We start from the raw sequence: 15939 nt of genomic DNA, 5'->3' as shown, positions 1-15939 counted from the left end.
ATAGAAGCTTGATCTGATGGTGTTTTATCCAGAACCATCTGGGAGATTACGACTTCACGCATTATTCCGCCCATTGGTCTATGCGCTGACGCAACTCGTCGGTAAACGCTTTTACCGGCATCGCGTTGCATTCTGCGGCAGCCTTACGGAAACTTTTTTTCTTCTCTTCGACAACCGTTGCAAAAGGTAACGTCTTGATATATTCAAGAAGTTTTTTTGCCTGTGGGCTGTTCTCGTCAATAATGATCGTTGTCATGTATTACTACTTATTACTCCATACAAATGTAACGAAAATTATAACACAAAACGTATTCCAAAAGTCAAATTCCTATTTCCGTGTAAGAGAGGGTTTTGTTTAGCTACCATTTTTATTGTGTTCTACAAAGTTATTGTTCGTAATGTGCATCTGTTTTTATTTGAATCGTTTGATCGTCTACCAGTTGTGTCACTTTCGTCTACCAACTGTGTCACTATCGTCTACCAATTGGTAGACGATTAAAATATGCAAAGAAAATAGTGATACCATTCAGACAAAAGGTATAAGCGATCTGCAAAAAAGATGTTGATTTTAATTTACAGTGTCAGATTGAACACCACATATTCCGATTGACTGCCGATCCGGTATTTTCCGCCCCATATCCCTAATCCGGAACTGACATAGATGTGTGTGTGTCCTTTCTTTTTATATCCGTGTGAGACTTCAAACAGCCCATCGGTAATCCAGGTAATCGGCCATAATTGTCCACGATGGGTATGCCCGGAAATCTGAAGATCGATTTGATTCTTTTCGGCCTCTTCCAGATGGTGGGGTTGATGATCCAATAGAATGACAGGCTTTGACCGATCCAGAGAAGCGGTTAATTCGGAGATCGATCGTCGGGCTGGGTTGCTTTGATCATCACGGCCGACGATGTAAAGTCGATCATCAATAAGTGCTGCCGAATCTGTTAAGACATGGACTCCGGCTTGACTTAGAAACTGTTTGCTTTCGGCTGCACCTGAGATATATTCATGATTACCTACAGCGGCATATACGCCATAGGTTGATTGAATTGTTCGAAACAGAGGGGCAAAATCATCTTCGAGAAGTGGTTTAAGGCTGTTATCGATCAGATCACCGGCTATCAATACCACGTCAGGATCTTCATTGTTGATCAGTAAGATCCACTGTTCGAACTCTTCTTTTCCGATGCCATAACCCAGGTGTAGATCACTGACGGCTACTACTTTCAACGGTTTGGTCGACTCTTTTTCTTTATTGAAAGAGAGAGACATTTCAACCCTTCGTTTATTCAGATAGTTGAAATATCCGTAGCCAAAGATACCGGTTAACAGAACTGCTATAAGAATGAAACCGATCCAGTTATTGTACATTAGTTTGCTGATAGGAAGCAGATGAGTAATCCGTATCAGATCGAATGTCAAGAAAATCATCAAGAGGTACAGAAAGAAAAAAAACCAGGAAGTCCCTATCTTATACATCATAGAGGCGATGTGTAAAGGGAGGTAGTTTCCGGCTAACATAACGAGAAAAAAGGAGAGAAATACAAAGAGGAAAATAGCCATTAAGGCGCCTCTCCCTATCGCTGTAGGAGGCATCATCTGCCATAACCTGTTAAAAACATAGTAATTACCGCCTAGAAAAACAATAATCATCAACACAACCGGAAGATATCTCATACGCTATTTGGACTAAAATAATTGTACAAAAGTAACAAGTTTGGTTTAGGTTGTTCTTCTCTTATGTTATTTTAGGATTTGACTTACAACTTATCTTGTATTAAAAAGCAGACTTATTCCAACATTTTGCGAATGACCGGAGTGTAGGAACGTGAAACCGGGACTTCTTCTTTGATATGATACAATTTTAATTGAAAACCTTGTGAATTCCCTTCGACAGTCGCTATTTGTCGGATGTTGACCATAAAGGCCCGGTGACAACGAATGATATCGGGGTGTGCTTCTAACTCTTTTTCCATTTGTGCGATTGTTGCACGAAGCATTTTTTGTTTAACAACTTCGTTCTCCAGATAACAGATCTTCACATAATTGCCGGAGGCTTCAATGTAAAGTAGTTGGTCAATGGAGAGTTCGACGGAATCTTTTGTACTCCCGGTAAGTGTAAGGCGATTTTCTGTGTCTGTTTTTATCTCTTGCAGGTTGTTGAGACGATCCATTAACCGTTTGTTCATCTCCGCTGCAGCGTGGAGATTTTGTTTAAGGGCATAGGTCTGAGTGATATAAAAGATGATTACAGCAGGAAAGAAACCGACAAGCAGTGTGACAAACAGATAAGCGAGTAATACCGATACAAACATTCCGGGATCATGATTGGATAACGACCATTCGTAGGTGAAATTTCCTAATCCGATAATCAACAATAGGATAAACATATTAATCAGGTTTTTCCCCACAGTCCATTGTTGTGGATCGTAAAAACGAGGGAACAGATAAGGAAAAAGAAAACAGACAATAGATGTGCCGCATACTGTCACCAGCCCATAACCGGCAATAAACAGCCATTTGAAAGGAGATGCGAGATTGTTTAGTCCAAAAGGTTGAAAAAAGCCCAGGATAAGAATGACAATGATTGATGATACCAGTACGACGATACTGCGCCTTTGAATAGTGGGGATGGGTTGTTGCAGGAACGCTTTTATTCTGTTCATGAAGCCTCAAAATTTGTGTAAAGATATGACTTTTTCAACGATTGAAAATAAAAATGCGGAAGGATGAACAGCTGCCATTCCTTCCGCAATTTTTATATGGATGTTTTCTTTTATGATAATGCTGCTACTGCTGTTCCGATCAGATTGGCATTATCCATCTGGTTGATATCGACATGTACATCGCCATGGCCAAATGCAGCCAACAGACTATGTAGTTCATCGTTTACGATATCTTTATAGTTTTTGCCTCTTTTATCCTGACTCCAGAATAAACTGCCTTCGGCTGTCAACAATACACGTTTAATCGAATTGTCGTGTGACACGATCACGTTGACTAATCCGGCCAATGAAGCGGCAACTAATTTAGCCGATCTTTCATAAATGCAACGGGCTATCTCAACATACTCTTCTTTGTAAATGCCTGGATAACTCATCATTGTTGTTAGTTTCTCTGCATCGAATTTCTTTTCAAATTCATCATTACAGAAGAATGTTTTCAGAATTTCTCCCAGATACATTCCTGATACTGCCTTTTCAAAACGTTGACGACCTTGACTGTCTGAGTTTGCGTCTACTCTATCATCAACTTCAGTCAGGAATGGAGGATTGAAATTACCGGATTCAAGATTGATCGGTAGTAAACCTTTGATATTTGAAGAAGGATCTAATTTGCTGATCTTATCCGAATGAATAAATGTCGCCATATTGGTACCGGTTCCAACAATGAGTCCGATATAGGCATCATAGTTGGTATGACTTAATCCGGCAAATAGACTGGCAACCGTATCGTTGATCACCTTTACGCCGGTGAATTTCGGATCGTTCTGTGTGTTGAGGTAATCCATAAATGGTTTTCCAATAGGTTTGTCGATCATCTCCTTGATATCCACTCCTTTTGTCCAACGCAATAATTTAGCGTCTCCATCCAGCATCGACTCAGCAGGGTAAGAGAAACAGTAGCCAATAGGCATTTCTTTATTGCGTTTGATTTCTCCGATAGGATCAGCTTGTTCTTTAAACAGATTCTCCTGGGTAAAACCAGGCGTTTTCATCACCGATAAATCTTTTTTCCAACCATTTTCAGGATGTATTTTAGGCCCTTTCTCTGTAAATTCAACAGTAGCTACACGATAGTTTGTGCCTCCAAGATCCAAAACCAAAGCCGTACCTTCTACTCCGGAAGATTTAGGAATGATAAAAGTAGGGATACACTGAACTTCTGTGTTGTCGTTGGCAAGACCGTTTTCTACTTTGTCGTGTAAAGACTGAGCAATCTCTTTAAGCTGTTCGGATGTCAGCTTGAAAATGTTTGTATTCATGGTATATATCAATTAGTAATTAAACATTCAGCTTGGTTTTCAGCCTAAATTCTGTGAAAAAAGATATGTGGCTGGGTCACAAAGGTATTTAAGTTTCTTTATTTAGAAAACCTTCTAAATGAAAAAAATAGTATAAATAGTCACAAAAAACGGCTATATGTCTGACATAATTTCTTTTATCAGTAGAAAAACAGTAAATAATATTTTATCGGACAACGTGTAAAGCACTTTTCTGATAATCATCTTATCTTTGTAGAAATGGATCAGAAGGAAAGAAAACGTTTAGTTCAGGCAATCTATGAAATTGTCGAAACAATACCTCAAGGAAGAGCAACCAGTTATGGGGCAATAGCCAAAGCGATTGGTTATCCGAATTTATCCCGTCTGGTCGGAAAGATAATGAGTGAATGCGATTCTAAAGTCAATCATATACCGGCCCATCGGGTGGTCAATAGTCAGGGTGTGTTGTCGGCTAAAGATGCTTTTGGTCCGGGATGTGAGATGCAGAAACTATTGGAAGCTGAAGGTGTGGAGGTGGTAAACGACAGAATTAAAAATTGGAAAAAGATCTTTTGGAATCCTTTGCACGAAATCTCGTTTAATGATTAATGATTAATTAATCTGCTTCAATTAACCATTAATCATTAATAATTCATCATTATTTCAGCGCTTTCAGTACTTCCGGCATCATCATCCAGATGGTGTTTTCTGTTTGAGCGGTATAAATATTACCGTCGATTTCAAACTTTTCGTCGGTAGCGACTCCATTTTTTATGGCAGGTTTGGCAAGTGGATGAACGGCTATTTTCTTACCGTTTATTGCCTCTACACTATCAAACATCATTCCGGCCGCGCAATGTCCGATCAATAATTTACCTTTATCGGCAAACGTTTTGATCACAGCCAACATATCTTGATTGTATGATTTACCCGCATTTTCACCGTATTGAGGGATTGCATCACCACAACCGAAAACCAGAGCATCATATTCGTCTTCGTGTCCTTTCAGGTTGGCAATCACATCGTCAACAAAAAGTGTGATCCCTGAGTTTGCTTTGATTTCTTTATTGTCGGCAACTGCAAACGTTTTATAAGAAATACCATTTTCAAAAAATCCTTCCAGATATTGGAATAAACCGAAACCATTTACCGGGTTCACTGCTAAAACTGCTACTTTTTTTGCCATGATTTTAAATAATTAAAGTGATACAATAGTTACATTAAGTAAGTTTATTACTTTTGTGTAGCAAATGTAAGTATTAACATTTTACCAAACAAGAACGAACAAGAAAATCAGCTACTTACAAAAAGGTAAGTATCGTTCATTCACAACGAGATATGGAAACAAAAAAATTGATAGAATTTCAGACAATCGATAGTTGTCCTATTCGAAACGTCTTAAGCCGGTTGGGAGATAAGTGGTCTATTTTGGTATTGATTATGCTTCAGGCCAACGGAACGTTACGGTTTAACGATCTTCATCGGAGGATCAGTGATATCTCTCAACGTATGCTGACTGTTACTTTACGGTCGTTAGAGACCGATGGATTAGTGTATAGGCAGGCCTATGCTGAAATTCCACCACGTGTAGAATACTCATTAACCGAGATGGGGGAGGGCTTACTTCCTCATATACAGGCTTTAGTCGATTGGGCGGCAGAGCATATGCCACTCATTATAGAAAAACGAGAGGAGTATACAGACTGAAAGGAGGGTGTCCCAAAAGTACATCAAATAACTCTCTGACTTTTGGGACATCCTTTTTTTAACCAATCATTTCTTTTGATGATTCTCAATCGCTTCCTGTCGTTGTTTACTCACCAGCTGAGGAGTCTGCCATTCCATTGTGAATAGGGCAGGAGGAGCATCTTTAATTGTTGCTTTGAATTTCTCCAGTGCAGCGGTGAGTTCTTTGACTTTCTCAGGGTATTGAGCCGACAAATCTGTTTGTTCGCCGATGTCGGTACGAAGGTTGAATAATAGAGTTTCATGTGCCGGTACATCTGCAACCCAATAATTCCCTTTGCGGATATCTTCCGGTAAAATTAACTTCCAGTCTCCTTTGCGATAGGCCACAATTCGGCCGAATTCGATAAAAGGGAACTCCCTTTCTTCTTTTATTTCAGGATTGAGTAAAATAGGACTAATATCTTTTCCGTCAATCATACGGTCGGTCGGAGTTTGACCTCCTCCGATGTTCACAAGGGTTGGAAACCAATCCAACATTGTGACCATTTCCTGATAAACCTTACCGGCGGGAATCGTTCCTTTCCACCGGATGAGGGCAGGCACCCGTTGGCCGCCTTCCCAGGTTGTGCCTTTCCCTTGGAAAAGAGGTGTGGCAACGCCTCCCATAGGGCCTTCCGTCAGCCATGGCCCATTGTCACTGGAGAATATAATGATTGTATTTTCGTCTAAGCCACATTCTTTGACTTTATTGAGCACTTGACCAATCCCCCAGTCTAACTCTTCAATCACATCTCCATAGAGTCCGTTGGCCGATTTACCCCGGAAATTAGCCGATGCCGCTAATGGGATATGAGGCATATTATGTGCAAGGTACAGGAAGAACGGTTTTTCTTGATTCCGTTCGATAAAATCCAACGCTTTGGTTGTATATGTATAGGTAATCGAATCTTGGTTGACAAGGGTCGTTCCTGCTTCATTTCCATCCATATAGATGCATGGATTCATGTCGTTGGAGTAAGGAATACCGAAATATTCGTCAAATCCTCGTTGCAATGGGCGAAATTGCTGCATATGTCCTAAATGCCATTTACCCACTATTCCCGTATGGTATCCATTTTCCTGTAGCTTCTGAGCCAGGGTCACCTCGGTGGTCGGTATGCCAGTATAACTTCCGGGGAAGAACACACTATGAATACCCATTCGCACAGGATGTCTGCCTGTCAACAAGCCGGCGCGGGAAGGAGAAGAGATAGAGCAGGCGCTATATAAATCGGTGAATTGAATCCCTTCGGAGGCCATTTGATCCAGATTCGGTGTGCGATTGACCTTCGACCCGTAACACCCTAAGTCGCCATACCCTAAATCATCGGCATAGATAAAAATAATGTTCGGTTTTTCCTTGGCCGATAAGCTACATACGGCGGAGGAAAATAAAATAGAATGGAATAAATAGATACTTGTTTTCATACATCATTATTTATTTTTTTGTATTTCGGTCGTATGGAACTCGCATGAAAGTCATCGCAGCAAAACAGTTTGAATGGCTCGTTTCATCGAATTATATTTTATTGCCATTTTCATCGTATTTCTCTGTAGTTTCCAACCTTCCGTCTTTCAACTCTTTTTTAGTGCGAAGTTTTCCATTGGAGAAATATTCTTTTTGAAAAACCAATTTACCATTTTCTATGCGACCCTCTTCGTAGAGGTTGCCTTCCTGGTTGTATTTCTTGTATAGACCCTCTTTTTTCCCATCGACATAATTCGTTTCGGATTGCACTTTACCTTTTTTCTGGTAGAGAAAGCTGGTGGAAAGACCATGACGTTTGCCCTCTTTATAGTGCTCTATTTCACTGACGGAACCATCTGTAAAAAATTTCGTTTTACATTCTCCGTCCAGTTTTCCGTTTTTATATCTCAGTTCTTTTTCAGGCATACCATCCGTTGTCTGAAGGAGCCATACACCTTCTTCTTTTCCGTTTTTATAAACGCCTTCTTTACGAACGATGCCATTATCAACATATGTTTCCGAGTATTTCCCGTTCAGAACCCCCATCTCATAATTGCTGTCGATGACATAGTCTTTGTGATTACTGGTGATTTGCTGACGTTGTTTGCCATGCTTTTTGCCATCTACAAAATTCATTTCGGTAATTAAGGCTCCGGATTCATAATCATATTTACGTTCGACTCCATCCTCAAGACCATTTTTGTAATTTTTTTCACGTTCAGGTTCTCCGTTAGTATAATAGGAGATCCAGAGACCATCTGTTTTACCCTCTTTATATGATTTTTGATTTTTTAGAGTAACTCCGTCGGAAGTATATTCTTTAAAAATCCCGTCTTTACGTCCTTCTTTATAAGTTCCTTCTTCTGTCAGTTTGTTGTATTTGAAATGTTGATATTTCCCATCGTACAGACCGTCCTTAAATGTAGCCAGCTTATATTCCGAACGGCGTCCATCAATGATTCGGCGTTCTCCATCTATCGGTTTGTCATCACTTTTTCGGCGATGCAGGTATCGCCCGTCACCCAGGTTGATCACTGTGATTTCTTCAATATTAAACTCATTTTGAGCAGATAAATCAGGCATAAAAAAGCCGCAAAGTATAATTAATAGTAAAATACTTTTTTTCATTGTGGATCTAATTTTGTAGTGTTTCTTTATTTGTTTAAAAACTCCTTTTGAGGAGTTGTGGACTGCCGCAAAGATATCAATATTTTTAATGACAAGTGCGACTACATCACGACAGATTAACATCATTTATTAAAGCGATATCTTATCGTTGAAGTCATGATGGATTAGTGGTAAAGCAAATGTGTTTAGGTCAAAAAGAATATGTTTTGACTAAAAACCTCTTTAAACATCCCTTCCTTATTTGTATAGATAAATGGATATTTGTATCCGGATTGTATTGGTTAACTTATGATGAGAAGAGGGTTATTTCTATTCTTTTTTGTGATTTCTTGTTGTACGCTTTATGCGCAGATTGGAATCCGAAAGCTGACATCCATGCCCCGGTTGCCGGATTCGGTCGATGTGGTTTATCATTCTAAAAAGAACGGGCTTTTAGCCGGATCAATGGTTTTTGGAGTGAATATGGCTGTATGGACGTTCGATCGGTATATTCAGAAAGGGGATTTTGCTTATATCAACGGACATACGATAAAAGAAAATTTCAAACATGGATTTATTTGGGACAATGATCAGATGGGGACTAATATGTTTCTTCATCCTTATCATGGTAGTCTGTATTATAATTCGGCTCGATCGAATGGGTACAATTATTGGCAGTCGGGCTTGTTTGCATTTGCAGGGAGTTGGATGTGGGAGATGTTTATGGAATGCGAATATCCGTCGACCAATGATATTATAGCGACTCCAATCGGAGGCATGGCTTTAGGAGAAATGTTGTACCGAACAACCGATTTGATCTTGGATGATCGGAAAACAGGAAATACTCGGGTTGGACGTGAATTGTCTGTTTTTCTTTTATCCCCCACACGTGGATTGACACGTCTTATCAATGGGGATGCCTGGCGCAAAAGGCCAACCTCGGGCAAACAATTCGGTGTACCTCAGGTATATGTGGAATTCTCTATCGGTGTCAGAACTTTGGAATTGCGGGATGAGATTTTTGATGCAGGTATGGGAGTTGCTTCGGAGATCAATATAGAATATGGCGATCGGTTTGATTCGGACGATCGTAAACCATATGACTATTTTTCGGTTAAAGCGAGCCTCAATGGACAGACTTCACAGCCGATGTTGGGACAACTTAATATTATCGGTCGATTAATAGGAACCGATATCTGGGATGATCAGAAGAAATATCTGAGTGTGGGATTGTATCAACACTTTGACTATTATGATTCGGATACCATTTCGGACGTGTCTGCCAAAACGCCGTATAAGTTTTGTACACCGGCATCATTTGGGATAGGTGTTATTTATCAAAGTAAACGGTTTAAGTGGTGGGATATTGACGCATTCGGACATTTGAATGGTATACTGTTGGGTGGTGCATTCAGTGACTATTATCGGGTGGATGACCGCAATTATAATCTGGCGAGTGGGTTTAGCACAAAGGTCGGCTTTAATTTTATATACAAGAAAGGGAAATTTGCCGCTTCAACGCTCTATGAAGTGTATCGGATGTATACCTGGAAAGGGTATCCGGGAGATATCGATTGGACCGATTTTAATAGTAAAACGCTCGATGCACAGGGAGATCGCTCGAAAGCGATTCTTCATGCAGTAAGTCTCCGACTGGACTTACGGCTGAAGAAAAACTTTTATTTAACAACTATAGGGAGCACCTATAGCCGCGAAACGAATTATAAGAATTTTGAGACGGTGACATCTACTACCGGTGAGGGGCGATTAATGCTTACGTATAAGTTTTAAAATGGATTGTTTATATCCATGTGTCGATACTTACAGTATTATTCATACGCCAACATAAAATGCAATCGATTTTGTAGATTTACTTCGGCTATTCCTCCGTCGATATCCAGGAACAACAGGTTCATATCCGGATATAATTTTTTCATCCTTTTTTCTACACCGCGGGCAACTACGTGATTGGCAATACACCCAAAAGGCTGTACACAGACCACTTTGTTTACTCCCTGATGGGCGTAACAAGCCACTTCGGCCGGAATAGACCATCCCTCTCCGAACTGATTAGACAGATCGACAATTTCGGAAGCATATTCCGCCTTGGTAAAGACCGATTCTGCCGGTCTGTAGAAACGGAATTTCTTCATCACCTGTTCGGTTTTCTCCATCCTGGAGTTGATGTATTTCCAGGCGATGGACTGGAACAGCTGTTTTAAAACTCCGGAAGAGAGAAGTCCGTTTTGCATATTGACTTTGGCATTGACAAAGTACGGCATGACAAAATCCATAATCGGAGGAGTCATCACTTCCATCCCTTTCGAACGAAGCCATTCGGTGATGTGCGCCTGTCCGTAATCATTGTATTTGAGATAGATCTCACCGATCAGCCCGATGGGGGTAAATGATTTTTCATGAATATCGACCTGATTGAAGTCGGCTACGGCTTGTTCCAATAAACCGAGCAACAGGTGATGATTATTCTTTTTGATGGCATCGATCCCTCGCTCGACATAAAAATCGAATAACTTTTGTGTTTCATTTTTTTTCTTTTCCCGAATAATGGTCGAACTGTACATCTGTTGTAATCCGTCTGCATATAACAGCGCATATACAATGATGTTGAGCAATTTAACGACAGGTACTTTAAAGGCTTTCTGATCGTTCTGAAATACTTCTCCCGTGCTGACGGCCAGGACAGGGATGTTTTTGAAACCGGCATTTTGAATACCATTCTTGATTTGAGCAATATAGTTGGTTGCCCGGCATTGTCCCCCAGTCTGGGTGATCGCAACAACGGTATTCTCCAGATCGTATTTGCCCGATTGCAGGGCGTTGATAATATCCCCCAATATTAACGTGGAAGGATAACAGACTTCGTTATGCCCGTATTTAAGTCCTGTTTCGGCCGATTGTTTGGTCGATTTCGGCAGATTGACAAACGTATAACCGGCTAACGCTCCAATAGCCGGTATAAAAGGGGAGATATAATCAGCAAACCAGGGAATTAAGATCGTTTTTTGTCGATCTTTTTCCGTATAAAACGTATCGTATCCCTTGAATGGTTGTATTGGGGTAAATGTCGTTTTTTGTTGAGCCGATTTTAAGGATTCGATCAACGAACGTAACCGCAGACGGATAGATCCCGGACTGGCTATTTCATCTATCCGGAGAATGGTATGGTTTTTACCGGCCTGTTTTAATATGTCATTGATTTCATCCATAAAGAAAGAATCAGGACCACATCCAAACGAGTTTAACTGAATCAACTGTATATGTTGTGGCAGTTTGGCCACTTCCATTGCTGCTTGTACCACCCGGTTGGGATAAGACCATTGGGAGACGATATTTAATTTGCCAAAACCACTGTTGGGAGCAGTCCGGAAAACATCATCCGTAAAGACATGTGCTCCGAGATCTGAAAGGATCTGTCCGACTTTCTGATGCACCAACGGATCTGCATGATAAGGTCGTCCGGCAACAATGAAAGCCAACTCTTTGTCGTTAGCAGCCTTTTCAAGTAATTGCTTTTGCTGGTCGATTAATTGCTGTTTAAAATCGTTGTGTATCTGTTTGGCTTTGCCAAGCGCTTTTAGAAAAACCGGTTTGGAGATGCCCAATGTTGCGAAATAGGCATAGGCGGTTTTTTCCAAAGCTTTCTCAGTATTGAACGTAATAACCGGTTTGTCGAAGGGTATCCCATATTTACCTTCTGGATCCATCGCACTTCTTATGACATCGGGATAACCGCTTACCACCGGACAGTTGAAAGAATTGACCGACCGGTTGAATTCTTTCTCTTCTTTAGGTATCATCGGATAGAATATGCGATCGACCTTTTGTTGGATAAGGGCAAGAATATGTCCGTGTACCAGTTTAGCCGGGAAACAGATATTTTCCGACATGATACTTCCCGCTCCACTCTGGTAAAGCGAGAATGTAGATTCCGGTGATAGGATGACATTAAATCCGCATGCGGTAAATAATGCATGCCAGAAAGGATAGTTTTCAAACATATTCAATACACGAGGAATACCGATTGTCGGTAAAGGATCCGGAGTATTGATCGACGAAACCTCCGACTTGAAGAGCAAGTCGTTTTTCATTTCAAAGGCATTATATCCTTTCTTTTCAGCCTGGCTATTGTTAAAGAATACCTTTTCGCATTTATTACCTGCATAACAGGTATTTCCGTTATCGAATCTGAAACGGAGAACAGCACATTTATTGGTACACCCTTTGCAGGATAACTCTTTCGTTTCGATCTTATCAATCTCCGGTAAAGCAAGTGCTCCGGAGAACGAACTGCTTTTTTTCTCTTCCGCCCACATTTTCCGGGCATACAGTGCAGAACCTAAAGCGCCCATTAATTCGGGATGATCGGTGGTTGAAACCGTTTTACCTGATAACAGTTCCAACACCCGATATACGGCATCATTCCGAAATGTACCGCCTTGCACAACAATATGGTCTCCTAACTGATTCAGATTGGCTATTTTAAGCACCTTAAATAGACAGTTCTTGACGACCGAATAAGCCAATCCGGCAGCAATGTCTCCTAACTGTGCATTTTCGCGGAGCGCTTGTTTTACTTTGGAGTTCATGAAGACAGTACAACGAGATCCTAAATCGCTCGGATATTCGGACATACACGCCGCTTTAGAGAATTCTTCCAGCGAAAGATTCATGGTCGCTGCAAAGTTCTGCAAAAAAGAACCACATCCAGATGAACAGGCTTCATTCAACTCTATATTTGCAATAAGACCATTTTCAATGAATAACGATTTGATATCCTGTCCGCCTATGTCAAGAATGAACGTAACCTCGGGATCTACATACTGGGCACCTGAGAGGTGAGCCATTGTTTCTACAATCCCATAATCCAGGTTCAATGCCGATTTTATAAGGTCTTCACCATAGCCTGTTACCGCTGAGGCCAGAAAATGAAAGGTGACCCCTTTCTGTTCGGCATCCTTATAAAAGCGGTCTAATCCTTCGACGACTTTCTTCAGAGGATTCCCTTCATTACCGGCATAATAGGTGTAAAGAATTTCTCCCGAATCCTTCATTACCAGTATTTTGGTGGTGGTTGATCCCGAATCAATACCTAAAAAGCAGGAGATATTTTTATGGATACCCAACGCTTGCCGGTTTATTTTTTTTATTTTTCGCTGCTCTTTCCAGGTGAGATAGGTTTCCAGATTACTGAAAAGAGCGGGTAAAGTTTCTGTTTGAACTTTGTCGTTATCAGCTAACTTTTCAATTAAACCGGATAATGAGATCACAGCATCAGGGTTTATATCAGCAGATAACGCACACCCTAAAGCCGGAAAAAACTCACCGTTTTCGGGTATGATAAATTGACTGTCATCCATTTTCAATAGATTTCTGAATGCATCTCTTAATGCCGGGATGAAGGTCAGCGGACCACCGATACAAAGGATTTTTTCTTTGATATCGTATCCTCTGGCTAAAGACGTGATGCATTGCAAAGCGACTGTATGCAGGATCGATGCCGCAATGTCGGGAATGGGTACGTTGCGGCAAATCAGATTTTGAACATCTGTTTTGGCAAACACCCCACAACGTGATGCTACCGGATAGATCTTTTCATGCGATAGGGCTTGTTCGCCTAATTCGTTAATGGCGATATGCATCAGGTCAGCCATTTGATCGATAAACGATCCGGTGCCACCAGCACAATTGCCATTCATGCGGATATCGGGTTGTTTACCAACATTGAAGAAAACCATCTTAGCATCTTCACCTCCTAAATCAATTAAAGTACGGGTCTCAGGGTATAATTTGTTTACGACTTCTACAGAGGCGACAACTTCCTGAATAAAAGGGATCTCGATTCGTTCGGCTATCCCTAAACCTGCTGATCCGGTAATGTTTATTGAAAAACTCAGATCGGGAAATTGCGTGATGATATCGTTTAATTCTGCAGCTAATATAGGGGTGATATTCGCTTTGTGACGACGATAAGCTTTGTGAATAACGTTGTCTTTGTGATCTAAAACGATCAATTTCAGTGTAGTAGAACCCACATCGATTCCTATTCTACAAACATTTTTTTTGACTTTCATGACAGACTCCTCCCATTAAACCAATGTTTAATATAAAAGCAAAAAAAGGAATTACTTTTTTAATGCATTAATAACAAATTGGATGACATATTTTTTATGTTTTTCTATCATTACCGTGTATTCTTCGGGTGAAACGTTGGCAACATTAGAACCTAAATTTTTTAGTATAAACGGGAATACACAGAGGGATAAGAGATTTAACAACAAATCGATCGGTGGTGTTTCCCGGATGGTACCTCTCTTTTCTTCTTCTTTGATCCTTTCAGATATTTTGGCAAACGCATTGTGAGGGTTTGTTATTCTGATCCTATCCGATAATCGCTCCGGATTCTGATTGACTTCATTTAAGATGAATATGGGGATCTGAGGATATTCCAGTAGCATCTCGTAATAGGAATCAATGACTGTTTCGATTAATTCAAAAAACGGAAGATCGGATGTTAACGTTGAAAATATTTTTTCCTGAAGACCGGTAAAAGCATCTTCAAAAACAATCTCAAACAGGTTGTATTTGGAATGAAAATAGTAATTGACCATAGCCACATTGGTGCCGGAGGCGGTAGCTATGTCGCGTATACTTGTTCCATTATACCCTTTCTCAATAAACAGATCTCGTGCCGCTTTGAGGATCCGTTCTTTTACTTCTGAGTCGGCTTTTGTTTTAAGCATCTGTTTTAAATGGTTGTTTTAAACATTTGTTTAATGCAAAGGAAAACATTATTATCATACGAACAACTATTTTTTGATTTTTTAAACAAACCCCATCTGGTGTGGTCAAAATAATCGGAAATTCATAGTTTTCCGTGATTTCAAAGAATTAGTTTTATCTTTACAAACACAAACAATACGAATCAAATGTCACTGAAGCGCTTTGGAGTATCTCTGGAAGATGACCTGTTGGAGTCGTTAGACCAATATGTCGAAGAAAACGGTTTTTCCAACCGTTCTCAAGCGATCCGTTTTTTGATCGAAAAAAATTTAGCAGAGAAAAAGTGGCAATGCAACCATATCGTTGCCGGTACTATTATTATTATGTATGATCAGATCAAAAAGGAGATCGCCTCAAAAATTACTGCTGCCCAACAGAATTACCAGGATGTGATCCTCTCTTCTTCTCAATATTATGTGAATCAGAATTTCTGTTTGCATATCGTCACAGTCTTGGGAACAGCACACCGTTTGACTGAACTTTCCGATCGATTAACGACCATTAAGGGTATAAAACATGGTAAGTTGGTGATGAGCCGTGCCGACTGATTGAATCTCCCATCTTTTTGTTTCGCATATTTACCCATTAGCTGTTTTTTTGAAAAATCAGCATGCCTTTTTTGCATCATCCTATAGAGATAAAAACATCAATCTGTCTGTTTTTTTGTTACACCCAGGTCTGTTTTTTGTTAGAGGTACCTCTAAATTATTTTACACGTACCTCTAAATAGATTTAGACGTACCTCTAAATTATTTTAGACGTACCTGTCCTGTCCTGAAATAGGTTGTCATTCAACAAAAGTAAACTTATGTTAGAAACGAAACAAAATGGCAGTATTCGTTACAGC

13 protein-coding genes are annotated in these 15939 nt (G+C 40.2%); 4 read left to right on the top strand and 9 right to left on the bottom strand.

Annotated features, from left to right (window positions below; all coding sequences use genetic code 11):
• Nucleotides 1–61: 61 nt before the first annotated feature.
• The 4 genes from M2135_RS06800 to M2135_RS06785 all read right to left on the bottom strand — a co-directional run bounded on the left by M2135_RS06800 (nucleotide 62) and on the right by M2135_RS06785 (nucleotide 3988).
• On the bottom strand, nucleotides 62–256 hold the full coding sequence (locus M2135_RS06800) for a hypothetical protein (protein ID WP_280747777.1): 195 nt from the start codon (nucleotides 254–256) through the stop codon (nucleotides 62–64).
• A gap of 317 nt (nucleotides 257–573) precedes the next feature.
• Complete coding sequence (locus tag M2135_RS06795) at nucleotides 574–1680, bottom strand: metallophosphoesterase (protein ID WP_280747776.1); 1107 nt, start codon at nucleotides 1678–1680, stop codon at nucleotides 574–576.
• 113 nt (nucleotides 1681–1793) lie between these two features.
• Nucleotides 1794–2669: a LytTR family DNA-binding domain-containing protein gene (locus M2135_RS06790; RefSeq protein WP_280747775.1), complete on the bottom strand. Its 876-nt coding sequence runs from the start codon at nucleotides 2667–2669 to the stop codon at nucleotides 1794–1796.
• A gap of 110 nt (nucleotides 2670–2779) precedes the next feature.
• Nucleotides 2780–3988, bottom strand: a complete 1209-nt coding sequence (locus M2135_RS06785; protein ID WP_280747774.1) for a hexokinase — start codon at nucleotides 3986–3988, stop codon at nucleotides 2780–2782.
• Nucleotides 3989–4246: 258 nt separating this feature from the next.
• Between M2135_RS06785 and M2135_RS06780 the strand changes: the two genes are divergently transcribed.
• Entirely contained in the window at nucleotides 4247–4597 is a 351-nt protein-coding gene (locus M2135_RS06780; protein WP_280747773.1) for an MGMT family protein, read from the top strand.
• Nucleotides 4598–4646: 49 nt separating this feature from the next.
• On the opposite strand, the gene M2135_RS06775 is transcribed toward M2135_RS06780, so the two are convergent.
• Complete coding sequence (locus M2135_RS06775) at nucleotides 4647–5174, bottom strand: DJ-1/PfpI family protein (protein ID WP_280747772.1); 528 nt, start codon at nucleotides 5172–5174, stop codon at nucleotides 4647–4649.
• Nucleotides 5175–5326: 152 nt separating this feature from the next.
• On the opposite strand from M2135_RS06775, the gene M2135_RS06770 reads away from it, so the two are divergent.
• On the top strand, nucleotides 5327–5695 hold the full coding sequence (locus M2135_RS06770) for a helix-turn-helix domain-containing protein (protein WP_280747771.1): 369 nt from the start codon (nucleotides 5327–5329) through the stop codon (nucleotides 5693–5695).
• Nucleotides 5696–5761: 66 nt separating this feature from the next.
• Here M2135_RS06770 and M2135_RS06765 read toward each other — a convergent pair whose 3' ends face one another.
• Both M2135_RS06765 and M2135_RS06760 read right to left on the bottom strand, forming a co-directional pair.
• Nucleotides 5762–7144, bottom strand: a complete 1383-nt coding sequence (locus tag M2135_RS06765) for a sulfatase (RefSeq protein ID WP_280747770.1) — start codon at nucleotides 7142–7144, stop codon at nucleotides 5762–5764.
• 91 nt (nucleotides 7145–7235) lie between these two features.
• Nucleotides 7236–8312, bottom strand: coding sequence for a toxin-antitoxin system YwqK family antitoxin (locus M2135_RS06760; protein ID WP_280747769.1), 1077 nt, complete (start codon nucleotides 8310–8312; stop codon nucleotides 7236–7238).
• Between the two features lie 288 nt (nucleotides 8313–8600).
• Here M2135_RS06760 and M2135_RS06755 point away from each other — a divergent pair, with 288 nt between their 5' ends.
• Complete coding sequence (locus M2135_RS06755; RefSeq protein ID WP_280747768.1) at nucleotides 8601–10082, top strand: DUF3943 domain-containing protein; 1482 nt, start codon at nucleotides 8601–8603, stop codon at nucleotides 10080–10082.
• Nucleotides 10083–10120: 38 nt separating this feature from the next.
• Here the strand turns inward: M2135_RS06755 and M2135_RS06750 are convergent, their stop codons facing one another.
• Both M2135_RS06750 and M2135_RS06745 read right to left on the bottom strand, forming a co-directional pair.
• A complete protein-coding gene (locus tag M2135_RS06750) occupies nucleotides 10121–14383 on the bottom strand; it encodes an acyl-CoA dehydratase activase-related protein (RefSeq protein WP_280747767.1) in 4263 nt (1420 codons plus the stop codon).
• A 51-nt stretch (nucleotides 14384–14434) separates the two neighbouring features.
• On the bottom strand, nucleotides 14435–15052 hold the full coding sequence (locus M2135_RS06745; RefSeq protein ID WP_280747766.1) for a TetR/AcrR family transcriptional regulator: 618 nt from the start codon (nucleotides 15050–15052) through the stop codon (nucleotides 14435–14437).
• Nucleotides 15053–15238: 186 nt separating this feature from the next.
• Here M2135_RS06745 and nikR point away from each other — a divergent pair, with 186 nt between their 5' ends.
• Nucleotides 15239–15640: a nickel-responsive transcriptional regulator NikR gene (gene nikR, locus M2135_RS06740; RefSeq protein ID WP_280747765.1), complete on the top strand. Its 402-nt coding sequence runs from the start codon at nucleotides 15239–15241 to the stop codon at nucleotides 15638–15640.
• Nucleotides 15641–15939: the final 299 nt, after the last annotated feature.

It is taken from the genome of Parabacteroides sp. PF5-9 (assembly GCF_029893105.1).
In the GTDB taxonomy this organism is placed as follows: domain Bacteria; phylum Bacteroidota; class Bacteroidia; order Bacteroidales; family Tannerellaceae; genus JARXWG01.
The sequence above is the reverse complement of the archived record's forward strand: the minus strand, read 5'-3'. Positions and strand labels throughout refer to the sequence as shown.